The organism is Paenibacillus sp. FSL E2-0178, assembly GCF_038593005.1.
Lineage (GTDB): Bacteria > Bacillota > Bacilli > Paenibacillales > Paenibacillaceae > Paenibacillus_AQ > Paenibacillus_AQ phytohabitans.
This window is the reverse complement of record NZ_CP151953.1, coordinates 514,305-530,455: the sequence shown is the minus strand read 5'-3', so window position 1 is coordinate 530,455 and position 16,151 is coordinate 514,305. Positions and strand designations below refer to the sequence as shown.

Here is a 16,151-nt window from a genome sequence, read left to right as displayed (position 1 = left end):
TTTTTTCAACTCAATAGTTAGGGGAGATACGGGATGGATACTTTGGTTCTTGGTTTTGAGGAAATGGATAATACGCAGCTGCTGCTGGTTGGCGGCAAAGGGTTAAATCTGGGGATGTTATCAGGAATAAAAGGCATCCAAGTTCCCGAAGGCTTCTGTGTTACAACCACGGCTTATCAGGAAGCAATCTTGCATAACGAAACCTATCATGTTCTTCTGAACCGGCTAACCACACTGCGAGCGGACAACCGGGAGCAGATTAGAGAAATCAGCAGGGAGATCCGCCGGATGATTACGGAAGCAGAAATTCCGTCCGGGGTTGTAACAGCAGTTGCACAGGTTCTCTCCCGGCTGGGGAGTGAACAGGCTTACGCGGTACGTTCCAGTGCGACTGCTGAGGATCTGCCGCATGCCTCTTTTGCCGGCCAGCAAGACACCTATTTGAATATTATCGGCGTTGATGCCATCCTCCAGCATATCCGCAAATGTTGGGCCTCACTATTCACGGACCGCGCGGTAATCTACCGGCTGCAGAATGGTTTTGACCACACTCAGGTCTATTTGTCAGTTATCATTCAAAGAATGGTCTTCCCGCAGGCTTCAGGTATTCTGTTTACCGCCGATCCGGTTACAAATAACCGCAAGCTGCTGTCCATCGACGCCAGCTTTGGACTTGGAGAAGCATTGGTCTCAGGCCTGGTGTCTCCCGATTGCTATAAGGTGAAGGAAGGCGAGATCATTGATAAGCGGATTGCAGCCAAAAAACTGGCTATTTACGGACTGCAGCAAGGCGGTACTGAAACCCGGCAGCTTGATTCCGGCCAGCAACAGGCGCAGACGCTTACTGAAACGCAGATTTTACAGCTTGCACAAATCGGCAGACAAATCGAGACTTATTTTGGCTCACCTCAGGATATTGAATGGTGTCTGGCTGATGATACCTTCTATATTGTGCAGAGCCGTCCCATTACCACGCTATTCCCGATCCCTGAAGCCAATGATCAAGAGAACCGCGCTTATGTATCTGTGGGTCATGGGCAAATGATGACAGATGCTATGAAGCCGCTGGGCCTGTCTTTTCACCTGTTAATTACTCCTGCTCCCATGCGTATAGCCGGCGGAAGACTGTTTGTCGATGTCACCTCCTATTTGGCTTCGCCCGCAAGAATGATGATCATAGATACCTTGGGGAAATCCGATCCGCTCGTCAAAGACGCGCTTATGACTATCGTGGAGCGGGGAGATTTCATACCCATCTCACCGCAAGCTGAAGCGGCGGAGCAGTCCGGCAAAAGCAGTCCAGGTAAGCCGCCCGTTGGCGTTCAAACACCAATAGGCAGCGATCCGGCCATCGTTACGGAGCTGATCAAGAGTAATGAAGCATCGGTAGAAGAGCTGAAACGCAACATCAAGACGAAATCAGGCCCGGCTCTATTCGAGTTCATCCTTGAAGATATCCAGGAACTGAAGAGGGTTCTATTCAACCCGCAAAGTACGGCGGTGTTCATGGCCGCAATGGATGCTTCCGCATGGATTAACGAAAAAATGAACGAGTGGTTAGGTGAAATTAACGCGGCTGATACCCTTTCACAATCAGTGCAGAACAATATCACTTCAGAAATGGGTCTGGAACTGATGGATGTCGCAGATGTGATTCGTCCTTACCCGCAGGTCATTGATTATTTACAGAGTGAACAAGAGGAGGACTTCCTGGAGGGACTGATTACCTATGAGGGCGGGCAAAAAACCCATGACGCGCTGACGGATTATCTCAGCAAATACGGAATGCGCTGTACCGGAGAAATCGATATTACCAGAACCCGCTGGAGCGAGAAACCGGCGATACTGATCCCCATGATTCTTAGCAACATCAGAAACTTTGCACCGGATGCCAGCAGACAGAAATTTGAGCAGGGGCGGCAGGAAGCTTGGGATAAAGAAGAGGAGCTGTTAGACCGCTTGAAGCAGTTACCGGATGGAGTACACAAAGCCGAAGAAACCAAAGTAAGAATTGACCTGGTCCGGAATTACATCGGTTACCGGGAATATCCTAAATACGGTATGGTTAGCCGTTACCTGGTTTATAAGCAGGCGTTACTGAAGGAAGCCGGACGGCTCGTTCAAGCAGGTGTTATCCACGACAAAGAAGATATATACTACCTCAGCTTTGAAGAGCTTCACGAAACCGTACGCACGAATACAATTGATTACCAGCTCATCAATAAGCGTAAAGAGGACTATAAATTATATGACAAGCTCACTCCCCCGCGTGTGATTACCTCTGATGGAGAAATTCTGTCCGGCCAGTACAAACGGGATCATCTCCCGGCTGGGGCTATTGCAGGTCTGCCTGTTTCTGCAGGAGTTGTAGAAGGCAGAGCACGTGTGATCCTCAACATGGAAGAGGCTAATCTGGAGGAGGGGGATATCCTGGTCACCTTGTTTACCGACCCCAGCTGGACTCCGTTGTTCGTCTCCATCAAAGGCTTAATTACCGAAGTCGGCGGACTGATGACCCATGGCGCAGTGATCGCACGGGAATACGGCTTACCGGCAGTTGTCGGAGTGGAGAATGCCACCAGACTCATCCAGGACGGGCAACGCATCCGTGTGCATGGAACCGAAGGGTATGTTGAAATATTGTGAGAAGAAAAATATTGACTTCGTGTGCACACGAAGCCCTACACTAACTTTCAGGGTGAAACATGAGCCTTTGATGCTGAATGGATATGTTCCGGTATATCATATTTCTCACCGCATTCCGGGTTATTGTTAACCGGATTCCAGGTATCGTTCAATTGGCCAGCCAAGACGCTTTTGTAATACGCCTTCTTTTCTTTAATGTGCATTAATTGAAGGTTGTACGCATGGATCTTTGCTTCTAGTTCTTTTTCTTGCTTTGCAACAAGCTCAGCCCTGTCAGGAATCGTCTCATCACCTTGTAAACACATAGCAATGTAATGTTTCACTTCTGAAATCGGCAATCCTGAAACACGAAAGGAGTGAACCATTCGTAACCAATCCAGATCATGGTCAGAGAATAAACGGTTGTTTCTGCCATCTCTTGAAACGAAAGGAATTAATTGCTGGTCATCGTAGTAACGGATCGTATGTTTGGTAAGTCCGGTGATTTCAGCTACATCTTTAATCGTATATTTGGGTTCATGTAATGATTGATTCAAAATTTCATACCTCCATAATATTGATTTCGAGTTACTCTAATACTTAATGAAGTTATTGTAACAATGTTGTTGCCGCTCATCAACTGGTACGTTTAGAAATGACTAATTAGAAAGAGGTAAGAAAATGAACACAAAATATAACAGTCTGTTCGAATCTTTCACATTCAAAAATGGGATTTCTCTTAGAAATAGGGTTGTAATGTCTCCTATGACCACCTGGGCCAGTAATGACGATTACACAATCTCAGATGGTGAAGTGAACTATTACAGAAGAAGAGTAACAGGTGTAGGTCTGGTTATAACAGGGTGTACACATGTTCAGCCTAATGGGATTGGTTTTACGAATGAATTTGCAGCCTATGACGATAAATTCATTCCAAGTTTACGTAGATTGGCGGATGCGGCCAAAAGCGGCGGAGCTGCCGCTGTGCTTCAAATTTTTCACGCAGGCAGCAAAGCACTCCCGGATCTTACACCAAATGGAGATGTAGTTAGTTCCAGTGCTGTTGAGACGGAAGCTACAGGATTTGCTCCTTCCGTTATGCCGAGGGAGCTTTCGAACGATGAAGTATGGGAAGTCATTCATGCATTTGGAGAAACAACAAGACGAGCGATAGAAGCAGGGTTCGACGGGGTTGAAATTCATGGTGCACACGGATTTTTAGTTCAAAACTTTTTCTCTCCCTACTTCAACAGACGTGAGGATGATTGGGGAGGATCACTTGAGAACCGCCTTCGTTTTCCACTGGCAATCGTTAAGGAAATGAAAAGGGTTATTGAAAAGCATGCTGTTAAACCGTTTATTCTCGGTTACCGTATTTCTCCTGATGAACATCAAGAAGGCGGTATAAGGATGAAAGATACTTATGTATTGATTGACCGGCTGATTGAAGCAGAGGTTGATTATGTGCATGCTTCACTAGCTGATGCTCTATCCTCTAAGCCAGTTGATAGCCAAGATGATAAGACTTATCTTGAGTTGATCGTTGAACATGTGAATAGCCGGATTCCCCTGCTGGCTGCGGGTTCTATGGTAACGCCCGGTGATGCTGCAAAAGGATTAGATAAAGGACTTAACCTGGCTGTCATCGGACATGCGTTAATTACAGATCCAGATTGGATTGACAAGGTTCAAAGCGGACAGGAATCAGATATTCAAACTGCTATCAAGGCTTCCAATATTAATACCATTGAACTTCCGGAAAAACTTTGGGCTGTCCTTCAAGCTTCAGGTCCGTGGTTTAATATCGAAATTTAAGTGGTTCTAGTGGAATCCCCCTTGACCTTGAAGTATACTTCAACCCTTATAATGCAAATACAGTAATCCTGTAGCATGACCGGAGGGGTAAGGATGAGTATACAAGTTTATACCAAAAGACGTTCAACGAAGAGTTTTCTGTTTGAGAAGTATTTAGCTTTACGAAACACAAAAAAAGGCTTTTCCAGTATTGAAAACACGACACAGTTTGTAAAACGGGTAGGCCAAGAAAACAGTAAACCCTATATGATTGGTGATGTTAAATTCATCAGCGGAATTACGGAGGAAGTGTTTGAGGGAATTAAGGTTTTTACAATAAATGACCAACAATCCTTGACGCAAAAAGTAATTCTCTATATCCATGGCGGTGCTTGGGTCAACCAGCCTTTAAGCTTTCACTGGATGTTCATGGATAGAATGGCACAGTCGCTTAATGCGAAAATAATTGCCCCTATTTATCCTAAAATCCCTAACTTTAATTATAAGAATACCTATCCGAAGCTCCTTAACCTGTATAAAGATATTCTGGGAACCGTTCAAAGTCCGGAACAATTGACGATTATGGGCGATTCAGCAGGCGGAAACATCTCACTGGGTCTGGCCCATCTGCTCCAAATGAATGATATTCCCCAGCCCAAGGACATCATTCTATTGTCTGCCTGTGTGGATATGGGGCTGACTAACCCGCTTATTCCTGAATATGAAAAGAAGGACCCGATGCTGTCGGTGGGTGGAATGGAAGTCATTACAAGGATCTGGGCGGATGATAAAAGCTTAAACGATCCTATAATCAGTCCCATCTACGGTGACTTTGAAGGCCTTGGAAGAATCACTCACTTCATCGGAACGCACGAAGGCCTATATCCCGATGCGATGAAACTGGATGACAAGCTAACCGGGCAAGGAATTGAAATCAATACCTTTGTATATCCCAAAATGAACCATGTGTTTGTGATCATGCCCATCCCCGAAGCGATAGATGCCCAGCGGAAGATTATTGAGATTATTGAGAGCTAGGAGATTCTTATTGCAGACTTACTCTTGACTTCTATATTATGGTATATTCACCCCTATAGATCACCAGCTGGATAATGGCATTCTGGAGAGGGTTGTATATGAGATTAGCTAAATATTTGAAGTTATCAATTATTGTGTTATTCGTTCTAATGATTGGTTCAGCATGCCAAAACAACCAAGGAGGAGGGTCGGACGGTTATATTTCATTAGATGAATTAACGGATTTATCGGAAAAGAGCAAAGCCCTGGATTGGAGCGATTTAAACAAATATTCTTTTGAGGATACCGGTTCAGGATTATATATAAGGAATTATCCCCTCGAAGGAGGGCATCAGCTTGTACTTACGGGTAGAAGCCTCGAGAGTCCGCCGGAGAGAGTATATGTGGTTAATCATAGCGGCAAGGAGCTAGACTTCAATCCAGATAACTTGAGCGATTTGTATGAGTCAAAATAAACCCTTATTCATAAGCAAAGAAGCCTCCTATAGGGTCCTATGGGGGCTTCTTTGCTTATAGCGATAGAACAAATTTCACCTTTTATTGATAGTCAGGCAGCCAGTCACCGTGGGCAGCGATCAGCTCATCACACATATTAATGATATCATCCATCGATAGCTCTGCTGAAGTATGCGGATCCAGCATGGCTGCGTGGTAGATATGCTCTTTCTTGCGTGTCATGGCGGCTTCAATCGTTAGCAGTTGTGTATTGATATTCGTCCGGTTCAGTGCAGCACATTGCGGAGGCAGATCGCCTACGTAGGTCGGAGTCACTCCACTGCGGTCAACCAGACAAGGGACCTCAACACAGGCTTCTTTGGGCAGATTAGGAATTAGTCCTGTGTTCATAACATTGCCGCCGATCTTAAACGGCACATTGGTCTCCATCGCTTCCAGAATATATGAGGCATACTCATGGGAACGTTCATGAGTAAGCTCCTGATTATTTACCAGCTCCTCACGCATCTGTTCCCAGCGTCCAAGCTGTTCAACACAGCGGCGCGGATACTCGTCAAGAGGGATCTGGAAGCGCTCGATCAGCTCAGGATAATTTCTTTTGATGAAATACGGATGGTATTCGGCATTATGCTCGGAGGATTCTGTAATGTAATAGCCGAATTTCAGCATCATCTCATAGCGGACCATATCACCGTGAGGCTCAAGCTGCTTCTCTGCAGCGAGACGTTTGATCTCCGGATACAAGTCCTTGCCGTCCTTGGTAACCTTGAGCAGCCAGGCCATGTGGTTGATACCGGCAATCGTCGCCTGTACACCTTCCTGTTCTATCCCTAGGTGACTGAATAATCCGGGGATACATTGCTGCACGCTGTGGCATAATCCCACCGTATTCACGCCGCCGTAAGTGTTCATCACATTCGTTAGAACGGCCATCGGGTTCGTGTAGTTCAGGAATAGAGCATCCGGACAGACCTCACGAATATCCGCAGCGAAATCGAGCATGACCGGAATCGTGCGCAAATTGCGGAATAATCCTCCGATGCCTGCAGTGTCCGCAATAGTCTGACGCAAGCCATATTTCTTCGGAATTTCAAAATCTGTAATGGTGCATGGATCATATCCGCCGACCTGAATGGCATTGATTACATATTTAGCTCCGCGCAGCGCTTCTTTGCGGTCGGTATAGGCGATGATGGTACAGGTGCTGCCGCCGCTGTTCTTCAGGTTCGTAAGCATATTCTCGGAGTCTTTGAGCCGCTGAAGGTCAATATCATATAGAGCAAGCTCAAAGCCCTGAAGTGCAGCCGTCGCCATGATATCTCCCAGAACGTTTTTGGCAAAAACAGTACTTCCGGCACCGATAAATGTAATTTTGGACATTAGACATTAGCCTCCTGTAAGTTGCGGAATACGCTTCATTCATTTGGGAATATGAATCTTAATCCGAATGATAATCGTTGGTTTAGAAGCTTTTTCCGCTGTTTTCTTCTATAATCACTATAGAATAGAACCGAAGGCACGACTATGGAGAAAGACAAGATGAATATGGAGGAATGTTGCATATGAATCCGGACCATTATGATTTCACTTTAGGGATTAATCTTACACCTGAGGAGCAGGATCTGTCTGTCCTGTTCAGCGGGGAGGCAAGGCCTTATCCCGGCCATAAAATCGGACCTTCCGTTCACGATTTTTATTTGATACATACTGTCCTGGAAGGGGAGGGCCTGTTTCAAAGCGGGACGTTCTCTGCCGAGTGCAGGAGTGGGGACACCTTCGTTATTTTCCCCGGTGCGCTCTTCAGTTATCAGGCAGATCAGGATTTCCCGTGGCATTATGCGTGGGTAGCCTTGCAGGGGATTGGCGTTCAAGAACTTCTCTCCGCTGTCGGCATTACCAGAGAACAACCCTTCATGCATTCCGGTAATGTCACAGAGCTTCACAGCTTGTACGAACGTATCCGGCATGCCTTCCAGCAGTCTGCTTACCCGCGGCTGGAGAGTCTGGAGGCTTCAGGCTGGGCACGGCTGCTGCTTCATCAATTCGGGCTGGGTAATTTAAGCGCGCTGCCCCTGCACCCTGCCGAAATGCCCGAGATTATTGACCGGCAGATTGACCAGGCTATCCGCTGGATTTCGCTGCAGTTCCACCAGCAGATCAGTATTGATCACCTGGCGTCTTCACTCGGCTACCACCGGGTGCATCTGTCCAAAGCCTTCAAGCAGCGAACCGGCTTCTCGCCCAAACAGTTTCTGCTCAAAAAGCGGATGGACAAGGCCAGACAACTACTCGGGTCTCCGCTGACCATTGAACAGGTGGCTTCGTCCGTGGGCTTCAATGATGCGCTGTATTTCTCCAAGCAATTCCGCAAGCACACCGGCATGCCGCCTAGTGAGTACCGGGCGGGTCTGAGAAGTGGGGAATAGCTGAGGCAAGGCGATACAATGATGTTTGAAAAGTTTAAAATTTAGAGATTGGTGGTGTTTGAGCATGAAAAACAGAGATTGGTTATTTGCTGAAGAGAATCGAATTCATAATTTCCGGAGCGCCGGAGTTTTGCTTCATGAGGGTAAAATTCTTCTTCAACGGGGAGTCGAAGATACTGAATATGCTCTTCCAGGTGGTCATGTGGCTTGGGGGGAGACAAGTGCAGAGGCTCTAATCCGGGAGTATAAGGAAGAACTCGGTGTAAACATATCGGTAGAACGGCTAATTTGGGTTGAGGAAGCCTTTTGGAAGTGGGGAGCAAAAGAAGCCCATACGTTATGTCATTATCATCTAGTTCGTTTAAACAAAGCTACACAGATTCCTTTAAGCGGACTTTTTAAGTCCTTAGAAACGGATGAATCCAGATTGATATTCCAGTGGGTTGATATTAATGAATTACAGGAGTATAAGGTTTACCCTGAGTTTCTTAAAAATAAAATATCGAATTTAGCAGATGAGGTGGAGCACTTTGTAACCCGTGATTAAGTAAAAGGGATAAGCCGTATATAAGTACCAAATAACCTGCCGAGCCTTAAGCTTGGCGGGTTATTTTGTTTTTCCACACGCAAATCCGGAAGCTGTTCAGAAATTGTTCATATGTCAGGTTTACAGTAACTTAAACTACTGTCGGCGCAGTTCTTCCACAAGTTGCGCAGGCAATGGCATGAAGCTTCAAACATAATCGATGACGAAAAAGGAGGAAGTATCCATCAATGAAAATGAAAAAGATTAGCATTTGGCTCGTACTTATTCTGTTGGTTTCCCAATGGACCACAAGCTTTGGCGCTTTCACTGATCGCGCTCATGCGGAACCCAGTAACATCACAGAAAATCTGATCACTAGCGTTTCTCTGGCCGTGTATACGGATGAGGACTACTCAGAGACGGTCACCGGCAATGTATATCAGCTGGATTCCTATTCCGAGCTGAACTACACGTGGGCATTAGCAGATGGGCACGGTTATGAAGCAGGCTCCACGTTTGAATTTAATATTCCCGATCAGTTTGAGCTTTATAGTGATTTGGATGGGGATCTTCTATTTGGTGGAGATACAGTAGGCACCTATCATGTCGATAAAGGTAATAATCATGTTGTCTTTACGTTTAATGAATTTATTGAACAATATGATCAAGTGCAGGGGACCTTTACTGTCCGTTCACTGCTTAGTTCTAAAAAAATAAAAGGGTCGACCACGCAATTTGTGACGTTTCCGATCAATGGCGGCACCCAGGTAATTGAACTTCATTTCAAGCCTAACGTCAGTTCAACTGTAGAGAAGAAAGGTACTCCATTGCCTCAATTCTACAATCCGACGCAAATCGGCTGGACCGTCGATGTCAACAAGGTCTTGGAAAATGTGGGCAACGCTGCTATTACCGATGCGATTCCGGACGGGTTGACGCTTAACACAAGCACCATTGTAGTACGTGAACTAGAAGTGAAACTGGATGGCACAGTAACACCTGGAGCCATTGTTCCGGGCAGCAGTTATGATGCCTCCGGGTCCACTCCGGCGAAGCTGGACTTGAAATTCAAACAGAGCCCAATCACCAAGGCGTATCGTGTAGAATTCACTACCGATATTACAGCCAGCGGTGAGGATGCGGTCAGCTATGAGAATACAGCTATTTTTACGGGAGACAACGGTTTATCTAAAGAATCGAAGGCTACCGTAACCGTTGGCCGTGGGAAGCCGCTTACCAAAGTAACAAACGGCTACGATCCTGCAACCCAGACTCTTGGCTGGGCAATTGAATTCAATTACAATGAAAAGTTTATTTCGGCAAACGACGCGGTTCTGAAGGATACCATTGACCTCAAACAGGAACTCATTCCAGATTCGCTGAAGGTGTACCCGGTGACTATTGCGGCCGATGGTAAAGGGGTCAAAGATGCCCAGCCTCTTCCGGATAATAAATATACGGTTACAGATTCAGTGGTAGATGGTAAATATCATTTTGAACTCAAATTCAATGATGATATTGATTCTGCTTACCGCATCGAATACAAAACTAAAGCGCCGGAACGTATTTTTGAAAATGGCAAGGTCACTAATACAGTGACTTACGGTGAACATTCGGACTCAGCTTCTCAGAATATCACCCAACAAATATTGGTCAAGGGTAACAGCGAAAAAGATTATCTGAACAAGACAGTACGTTGGACTATTACGATCAACAAAGATTCAAAGACGATGGAAAATCTGAAAGTAACGGATACCTTCGTTAACGCAGGACTCAAGCTGGTACTGGGAAGCCTTACGATTAAACCGGTCGCTGGAGGTCCCGCCGTCGCCACTGAGGTTGTTTATAACGAAAATGATCCTATAACGGTTAACGACGGATTTACGATTACTTTTAAAGCACCAATCTCTGAACCGTACACCATCACATACCTCACTAAGTTTGACTTTGATTGGTTGGCGGACGGGAAAACCCAGTTTGTCAATCAGGCAGTGTTGAATTGGCTGGAGGGTGGAAAGTCTAAGACCATCACAACAACATCAACATTCGATCCAAGAGCAGAAGTGAAGAATAATGGACTCAAAAACGGATCGTACGATGCCTTCAACAAAAAGATTACCTGGAATGTCGGGGCCAACTACAATATGAAAACCTTGGCCAATGCCAAATTGGTGGATACGATTACCAGTGGTCAAGTTGTGGATCTGGATTCCGTTAAGGTATTCAAGTGGGTCTACGACACGAATGGAAACACGACGGTGAGCGCAAACGTCGCTGAAGAGGATTACAACGTAACTCTGAACGACGGGAAGCTTGAGGTAAGCTTTAACAAAACGATCAATTATGCCTTTTACGTTACCTTTAAAACTACTTTCGCGGATAAGGTTATTGACGTAAAGACTGTCGACAACACTGCAGTACTGTATGACGGCACGACTAAAGAATCCGCTGACCTCAAAGCTTCTGTCAACATTCCTAATGGAGGCGAATATATCGCCAAGACAGGTGTACAAAACAACAATAAGATTGACTGGACGGTGTATATCAACCGTAATCAATCCGTTGTGAGGGATGCAGTAGTAACAGATATTCCTAGTGAGAATCAAATTCTGCTCACCAACACTTATCATCTCTTTAAGACAAATGTTGGAAGCGACGGGAACATCACATCTTCCGGAGTGGAACTGACTCGCGGCACAGATTATACGCTGGACTTCTTGAAAGACAGTGAAGGCAAAGAAAGCTTCGAACTGAAGTTTACCAAAGAAATCTCGGAAGCTTACATTCTTCAGTACCAATCTGTGATCACTGCACAAAATAATGAAACAGTCAGCAACGAGGTAGGTCTCACAGGTAAGAATGTGAAAGAGGTTACCAAAGAAACCAATTCTGAAGTTAAAGTTCAGCTCTCCAGCGGTTCAGGCACAGGCAGTGGTGTCAGAGGCACGCTCAGCATTGAAAAGATTGATGCCAGTGATCCTAGCAACACGCTCAAAGGAGCTGCCTTTGACTTATTCCGTGTCATCGGCAATGAGCAGATTTGGATTAATGAGGGAGTAACAGATGAAGAAGGCAAGCTTGAATTCACAAAACTGCTCGGCGGCGATTATGCAGTAGTTGAAAAAATTGCACCTGCAGGTTATCTGTTAGATACGACACCTCATGCAGTTAAAATTAATTCAACTACAGCCATAGATCTGCAAATAACAAACAAAACATCAGCGACGCCAACACCATCGCCAACGGCCACACCGACACCGACGGTTGCGCCAACACCATCGCCAACAGTGGCACCGACACCATCGCCGACAGCGACACCAACAGTAGCGCCAACACCATCACCAACAGTAGCGCCAACGCCATCACCGACGGTTGCGCCAACACCATCACCAACGGCAACGCCGACTATTGCACCAACACCAGTGCCAACCGCAACACCAACAGTAGCGCCAACACCAGTACCAACAACAACACCGACGGTTGCGCCGACACCAGTACCAACAGCAATACCGACTGTTGCACCAACACCAGTGCCAACAGTAGCGCCAACACCAGTACCAACGGCAACACCGACTGTTGCACCTACACCAGTGCCAACAGCAACGCCAGCTCCAACAGAACCAACGGCGCCAACAGCAACACCATATGTGCCGTCAACGCCGTCATCAACGCCAACAACTCCTTCAATACCAGGAGTCATAGTCACACCGGGTCCAACAGTAGTTCCAACGGTGACACCATCAGTTTCACCATCGGCTTCACCAGAACCTACAAGTGAACCGACAAATGCACCGACAGCAACACCTGTAATTAGCAGTCCTCCAAGTCCACAGCCAACGGCTGTCAACACAATAGAGGATATTCCGGTCGAGGGTGAAATCCCGCTTGGGGGAATTCCTAGCCTTGGTGATGAGCCTGAACATGGAACCGTCGTGATTACACCAGACGGGAAATGGAAGTACACACCTGACCCTGGCTATACCGGAAAAGACAAGTTCACTATTATCGTTAGCGATAATGGAGAGGACCAGGAGATCGAGATCGAAGTAGTGGTAGATGAAGTGCCTAAAGGAACAGTTGATGAACCTTCACAAAATGAACCAACAAATCAAGGCGGTCTGCCGGGTAAGCTGCCTCAGACCGGTGAAGAAAGTCCGATAGGCATGTACCTAGCCGGAATGGGTCTGATCATCCTTGGTTTCGTGCTCTCGAAGAGATTTAAGACACGCAAGTAGAAACGGCTTTGCTTCACTTATAAAGGACGATACCGTTTCAGCGAGAAATAAAAGGAAAAGTTATCGTGTGAAAGAATCGGCAAAATCGCCCTGTTAGCTTAGGCTGACAGGGCGATTTTTTTGCCTTTAGAAAAGGATGGAAGACTTAACCCGAATTCCACAGGATCAAGGATGCTTAACTTTGCCTGTAACTCTTCATCAGTGTAAAAGAGAAAAGATTCTAGCCGATGCTTCATTAAGTTAACGGGCAGGCTAATTCCATTCAATGGTAAGATAAACTTAATAATTAATTCGAGAATAAGAGCTTAAGAGCCTGACCATAAACAATTTGTTCAGGTCAGGCCTTATTATTCCACCTGCAACCGGATAATATGAGATTCCTCATTCATGACTGCAAGCAGTGTCTCCAAGTGAGCTTTGCGTTGAAACTTCACTGTCATAACTATAGTGGTAAGTTCAGCCTCGCGTTCTGCTTCGAAAGCCAGCACGGATATATCATGACTCCGTAGCAGATTCAGCAATTGTTCCATTGTCTGCTCATAATAATCTGTTACAAGGGTGACCCGCTCGGTCTGCGGTGAACTTAGCCAGCTGATGTGCCCATGAAGAATAATCTGTCCCACAAAAATGATCAAGGCCACCCCAATGCCGATGAGATACATCCCTGCGCCAACGGCCATCCCAATACCTGCCGTAGCCCAGATTCCTGCGGCTGTAGTTAATCCTTTGACCGTATTATTCTGCATGAAGATCATTCCGGCTCCCAGGAAACCCACACCGCTGACGATTCCGGCAGCTATTCTCGATGGATCAACGGACAGATTCTCCCACCCGATCTGATCCTGAAACCCGTATTTTGAAACGATAATCATGAGCGCCGCTCCCACGGCTACGACAAAATGTGTACGAACTCCGGCTTCCTTCATGCGGTTCTTCCGCTCAAATCCAATGAAGATCCCACATAAACCCGCTAATAATACCCGGCCCAGCAATTCAAATTCCATCCAGTTTCCCTCCCGTACGCCGTACGACCCTTTGAATCTTTCCATTATGGGTATAATTATTTGGGGTTGTCAAATTACCTGAAGACTAGTATCAGCGTAACCGGTGGGTATCAACTCTTAAAATTTGAACGGTAAATCAAGATACGTTAATATTTAATGTACATAATAATAGAATGGGCATGAATAACTTGACTGCCGATATTGCTGTGCAAAGGAGCATGTAATAGACATGGATTATACGCTGGAAGCAATTCTTGAAGAAATGAAAATGGAAATAGACAAGTGGCTCAACTATATCAGTGATAAGGATGCAGAGAAAATTGTAAAGCGGACCACGCTGCAGGCGGGCATTCACGGGTACGCTCTTATCGAATATGCGGATGGCAGAGTGGATGTGACAGATAATTTGCTTGGTTTAAACGAACCGGATAAAAGGAAGCAGACTACATCTGAGCAGTTGACAGAGGTACAAGTACGGGAGCAGATCATCCCTGAGCTTGCTTCGTATATGCAGAATAAATTAAATGCATTGCCGCAGGTAGTCCTGGATTACCGGTTCAGATTTGACGGGAAATTCCAAGTAAGCAACGGTGTTGTTAATGTTCGTATTCTTGAATATGTAGATGAGGCGAAGAAGCAACAGCTGCTGGAACAGATCCGCCTCTATACCTTAAACAAGCTTGATGCCGGCAAATATCCGACCAAGCCGCTGGAAACCTTTTTCCTGGCCCGGCATCTCCTGGATGAAGGACTGTATCCCGTCTTGGATTCCGGCAGAATCACCGTTGTGTATGACAAGATACAAGACCTGAACAAGGGGAACAAGCATCTGGCTGAGCATCGCAATACTATCACTGTAGCACTCAGGAACTGGGTAGAAGATCATTGGCTGCCGCGTTATTTCCAGAACACAGGAACCCAGTGGCAGACGGGATTTACGAAGAGGAACGATGCTGTGCTGGAAAATGCCGGGCAAGAAACGGTTGGGCTCGTGATCTATGCTGCAGTTTGCATCCTCAAATATGAGCCTTCCTACAGCAGAAGTACGGGGCTTGTCTTCCTGCAATGCGCGCTCGAACTCGGCAGTGTCCAGGCTGCACGGCTAATTAATTATGGCAGCGGTGCCTTTGCTGAAGAGGTTACGAGATTACGCAATGATCAGGTGGAATGTAGCGCTAATGATGTATTTGCCGAGGTACGCATCCGTATTAATCAGGAGTCAGAGGAGAGTTATGCGTTTGCGCTCCGGTATCTGACGAATCTGCTGAAGTCGGGCTTTCCAAAAAGCTATCAGATCAAGTTAACCTCCTCAGTTAAGCACTGGCTGCCGCTCAAAGGACTCGCCAAAACGGGCACGCACCGTTTCTTTGCGAATGCGCTTGAATACCCTAAGATACACCCGTTGCTTGAAGAGTATGCCATAGCAGCGATGGAAACCTTCGAATGGTATACGGATGCAGAAGCGGAGAAATGCTGCATGCCGGGCAGCTATGCGGTCTTTGGACTGGGTCTCACAGATCAGGCATATTTCCCGCTGGTCCTTCAATATATGGAGAAGGTAGATGTTGAACATCAGTCTGTCCAGAATAGATTCACAGCTGCGTTAATCGAACAATACGGCATTAACAAAGAGATGCTTCCCGTGCTGTTGACGTGTATGCTGTACTGTACAGATTCATTAAAGCTGAAGATGACGCGAGAGTTGAAAAATGTGGGGCTGCTTAGACTACTGCTCGATCAGGTACATGGCCTGCATTACTACCAGGTGGAGCATCTTGTCTACCTGATCTGGGGCGGGAAGAACAAGCTGCAGAAGCTTGCTGACAAAGCTGAGGGAGAGCAGAAGCAATACCTTACCGGACTGATCCAAGCGGCCAATCGGAGCTGATACCACTACTGAAAGATAATATTAATTTAAAAATAATCATTGCAAAATAGTAATAAACCATCTATTGTGGATAAAGAAGCTCTTTGATATCTGTTTTATCGAATCAAACAAGAAGTCCCAGGCTTCTTGCGGTATAATTGTAGACATTTCGAATCTATG

General features: G+C 46.1%; 11 protein-coding genes. 8 read left to right on the top strand and 3 right to left on the bottom strand.

Annotated features, from left to right (window positions below; all coding sequences use genetic code 11):
• Nucleotides 1–33 precede the first annotated feature (33 nt).
• Entirely contained in the window at nucleotides 34–2,646 is a 2,613-nt protein-coding gene (gene ppsA / locus MHI42_RS02115; protein ID WP_342422585.1) for a phosphoenolpyruvate synthase, read from the top strand.
• A gap of 47 nt (nucleotides 2,647–2,693) precedes the next feature.
• On the opposite strand, the gene MHI42_RS02110 is transcribed toward ppsA, so the two are convergent.
• On the bottom strand, nucleotides 2,694–3,182 hold the full coding sequence (locus tag MHI42_RS02110) for a MerR family transcriptional regulator (protein WP_171719574.1): 489 nt from the start codon (nucleotides 3,180–3,182) through the stop codon (nucleotides 2,694–2,696).
• A 124-nt stretch (nucleotides 3,183–3,306) separates the two neighbouring features.
• Between MHI42_RS02110 and MHI42_RS02105 the strand changes: the two genes are divergently transcribed.
• The 3 genes from MHI42_RS02105 (at nucleotide 3,307) to MHI42_RS02095 (ending at nucleotide 5,912) form a co-directional block, all read left to right on the top strand.
• Entirely contained in the window at nucleotides 3,307–4,440 is a 1,134-nt protein-coding gene (locus MHI42_RS02105; RefSeq protein WP_342422584.1) for an NADH-dependent flavin oxidoreductase, read from the top strand.
• 93 nt (nucleotides 4,441–4,533) lie between these two features.
• The gene (locus MHI42_RS02100; RefSeq protein ID WP_342422583.1) at nucleotides 4,534–5,457 is read left to right on the top strand and encodes an alpha/beta hydrolase; all 924 of its coding nucleotides are present in this window, start codon (nucleotides 4,534–4,536) and stop codon (nucleotides 5,455–5,457) included.
• A 98-nt stretch (nucleotides 5,458–5,555) separates the two neighbouring features.
• The gene (locus MHI42_RS02095; RefSeq protein ID WP_342422582.1) at nucleotides 5,556–5,912 is read left to right on the top strand and encodes a hypothetical protein; all 357 of its coding nucleotides are present in this window, start codon (nucleotides 5,556–5,558) and stop codon (nucleotides 5,910–5,912) included.
• An 82-nt stretch (nucleotides 5,913–5,994) separates the two neighbouring features.
• Here the strand turns inward: MHI42_RS02095 and MHI42_RS02090 are convergent, their stop codons facing one another.
• The gene (locus MHI42_RS02090) at nucleotides 5,995–7,293 is read right to left on the bottom strand and encodes an alpha-glucosidase/alpha-galactosidase (RefSeq protein ID WP_342422581.1); all 1,299 of its coding nucleotides are present in this window, start codon (nucleotides 7,291–7,293) and stop codon (nucleotides 5,995–5,997) included.
• A gap of 182 nt (nucleotides 7,294–7,475) precedes the next feature.
• Here MHI42_RS02090 and MHI42_RS02085 point away from each other — a divergent pair, with 182 nt between their 5' ends.
• From MHI42_RS02085 to MHI42_RS02075, 3 genes are all read left to right on the top strand, one after another.
• Nucleotides 7,476–8,339: an AraC family transcriptional regulator gene (locus MHI42_RS02085; RefSeq protein WP_171719579.1), complete on the top strand. Its 864-nt coding sequence runs from the start codon at nucleotides 7,476–7,478 to the stop codon at nucleotides 8,337–8,339.
• A gap of 64 nt (nucleotides 8,340–8,403) precedes the next feature.
• Nucleotides 8,404–8,886, top strand: coding sequence for an NUDIX hydrolase (locus MHI42_RS02080; RefSeq protein ID WP_342422580.1), 483 nt, complete (start codon nucleotides 8,404–8,406; stop codon nucleotides 8,884–8,886).
• Between the two features lie 227 nt (nucleotides 8,887–9,113).
• The gene (locus MHI42_RS02075; RefSeq protein WP_342422579.1) at nucleotides 9,114–13,100 is read left to right on the top strand and encodes a collagen binding domain-containing protein; all 3,987 of its coding nucleotides are present in this window, start codon (nucleotides 9,114–9,116) and stop codon (nucleotides 13,098–13,100) included.
• A 347-nt stretch (nucleotides 13,101–13,447) separates the two neighbouring features.
• Here MHI42_RS02075 and MHI42_RS02070 read toward each other — a convergent pair whose 3' ends face one another.
• Nucleotides 13,448–14,104, bottom strand: a complete 657-nt coding sequence (locus MHI42_RS02070) for an MgtC/SapB family protein (protein WP_342422578.1) — start codon at nucleotides 14,102–14,104, stop codon at nucleotides 13,448–13,450.
• Nucleotides 14,105–14,333: 229 nt separating this feature from the next.
• Between MHI42_RS02070 and MHI42_RS02065 the strand changes: the two genes are divergently transcribed.
• The gene (locus MHI42_RS02065) at nucleotides 14,334–15,992 is read left to right on the top strand and encodes a DUF6138 family protein (protein ID WP_342422577.1); all 1,659 of its coding nucleotides are present in this window, start codon (nucleotides 14,334–14,336) and stop codon (nucleotides 15,990–15,992) included.
• The last annotated feature ends 159 nt before the right edge of the window (nucleotides 15,993–16,151 follow it).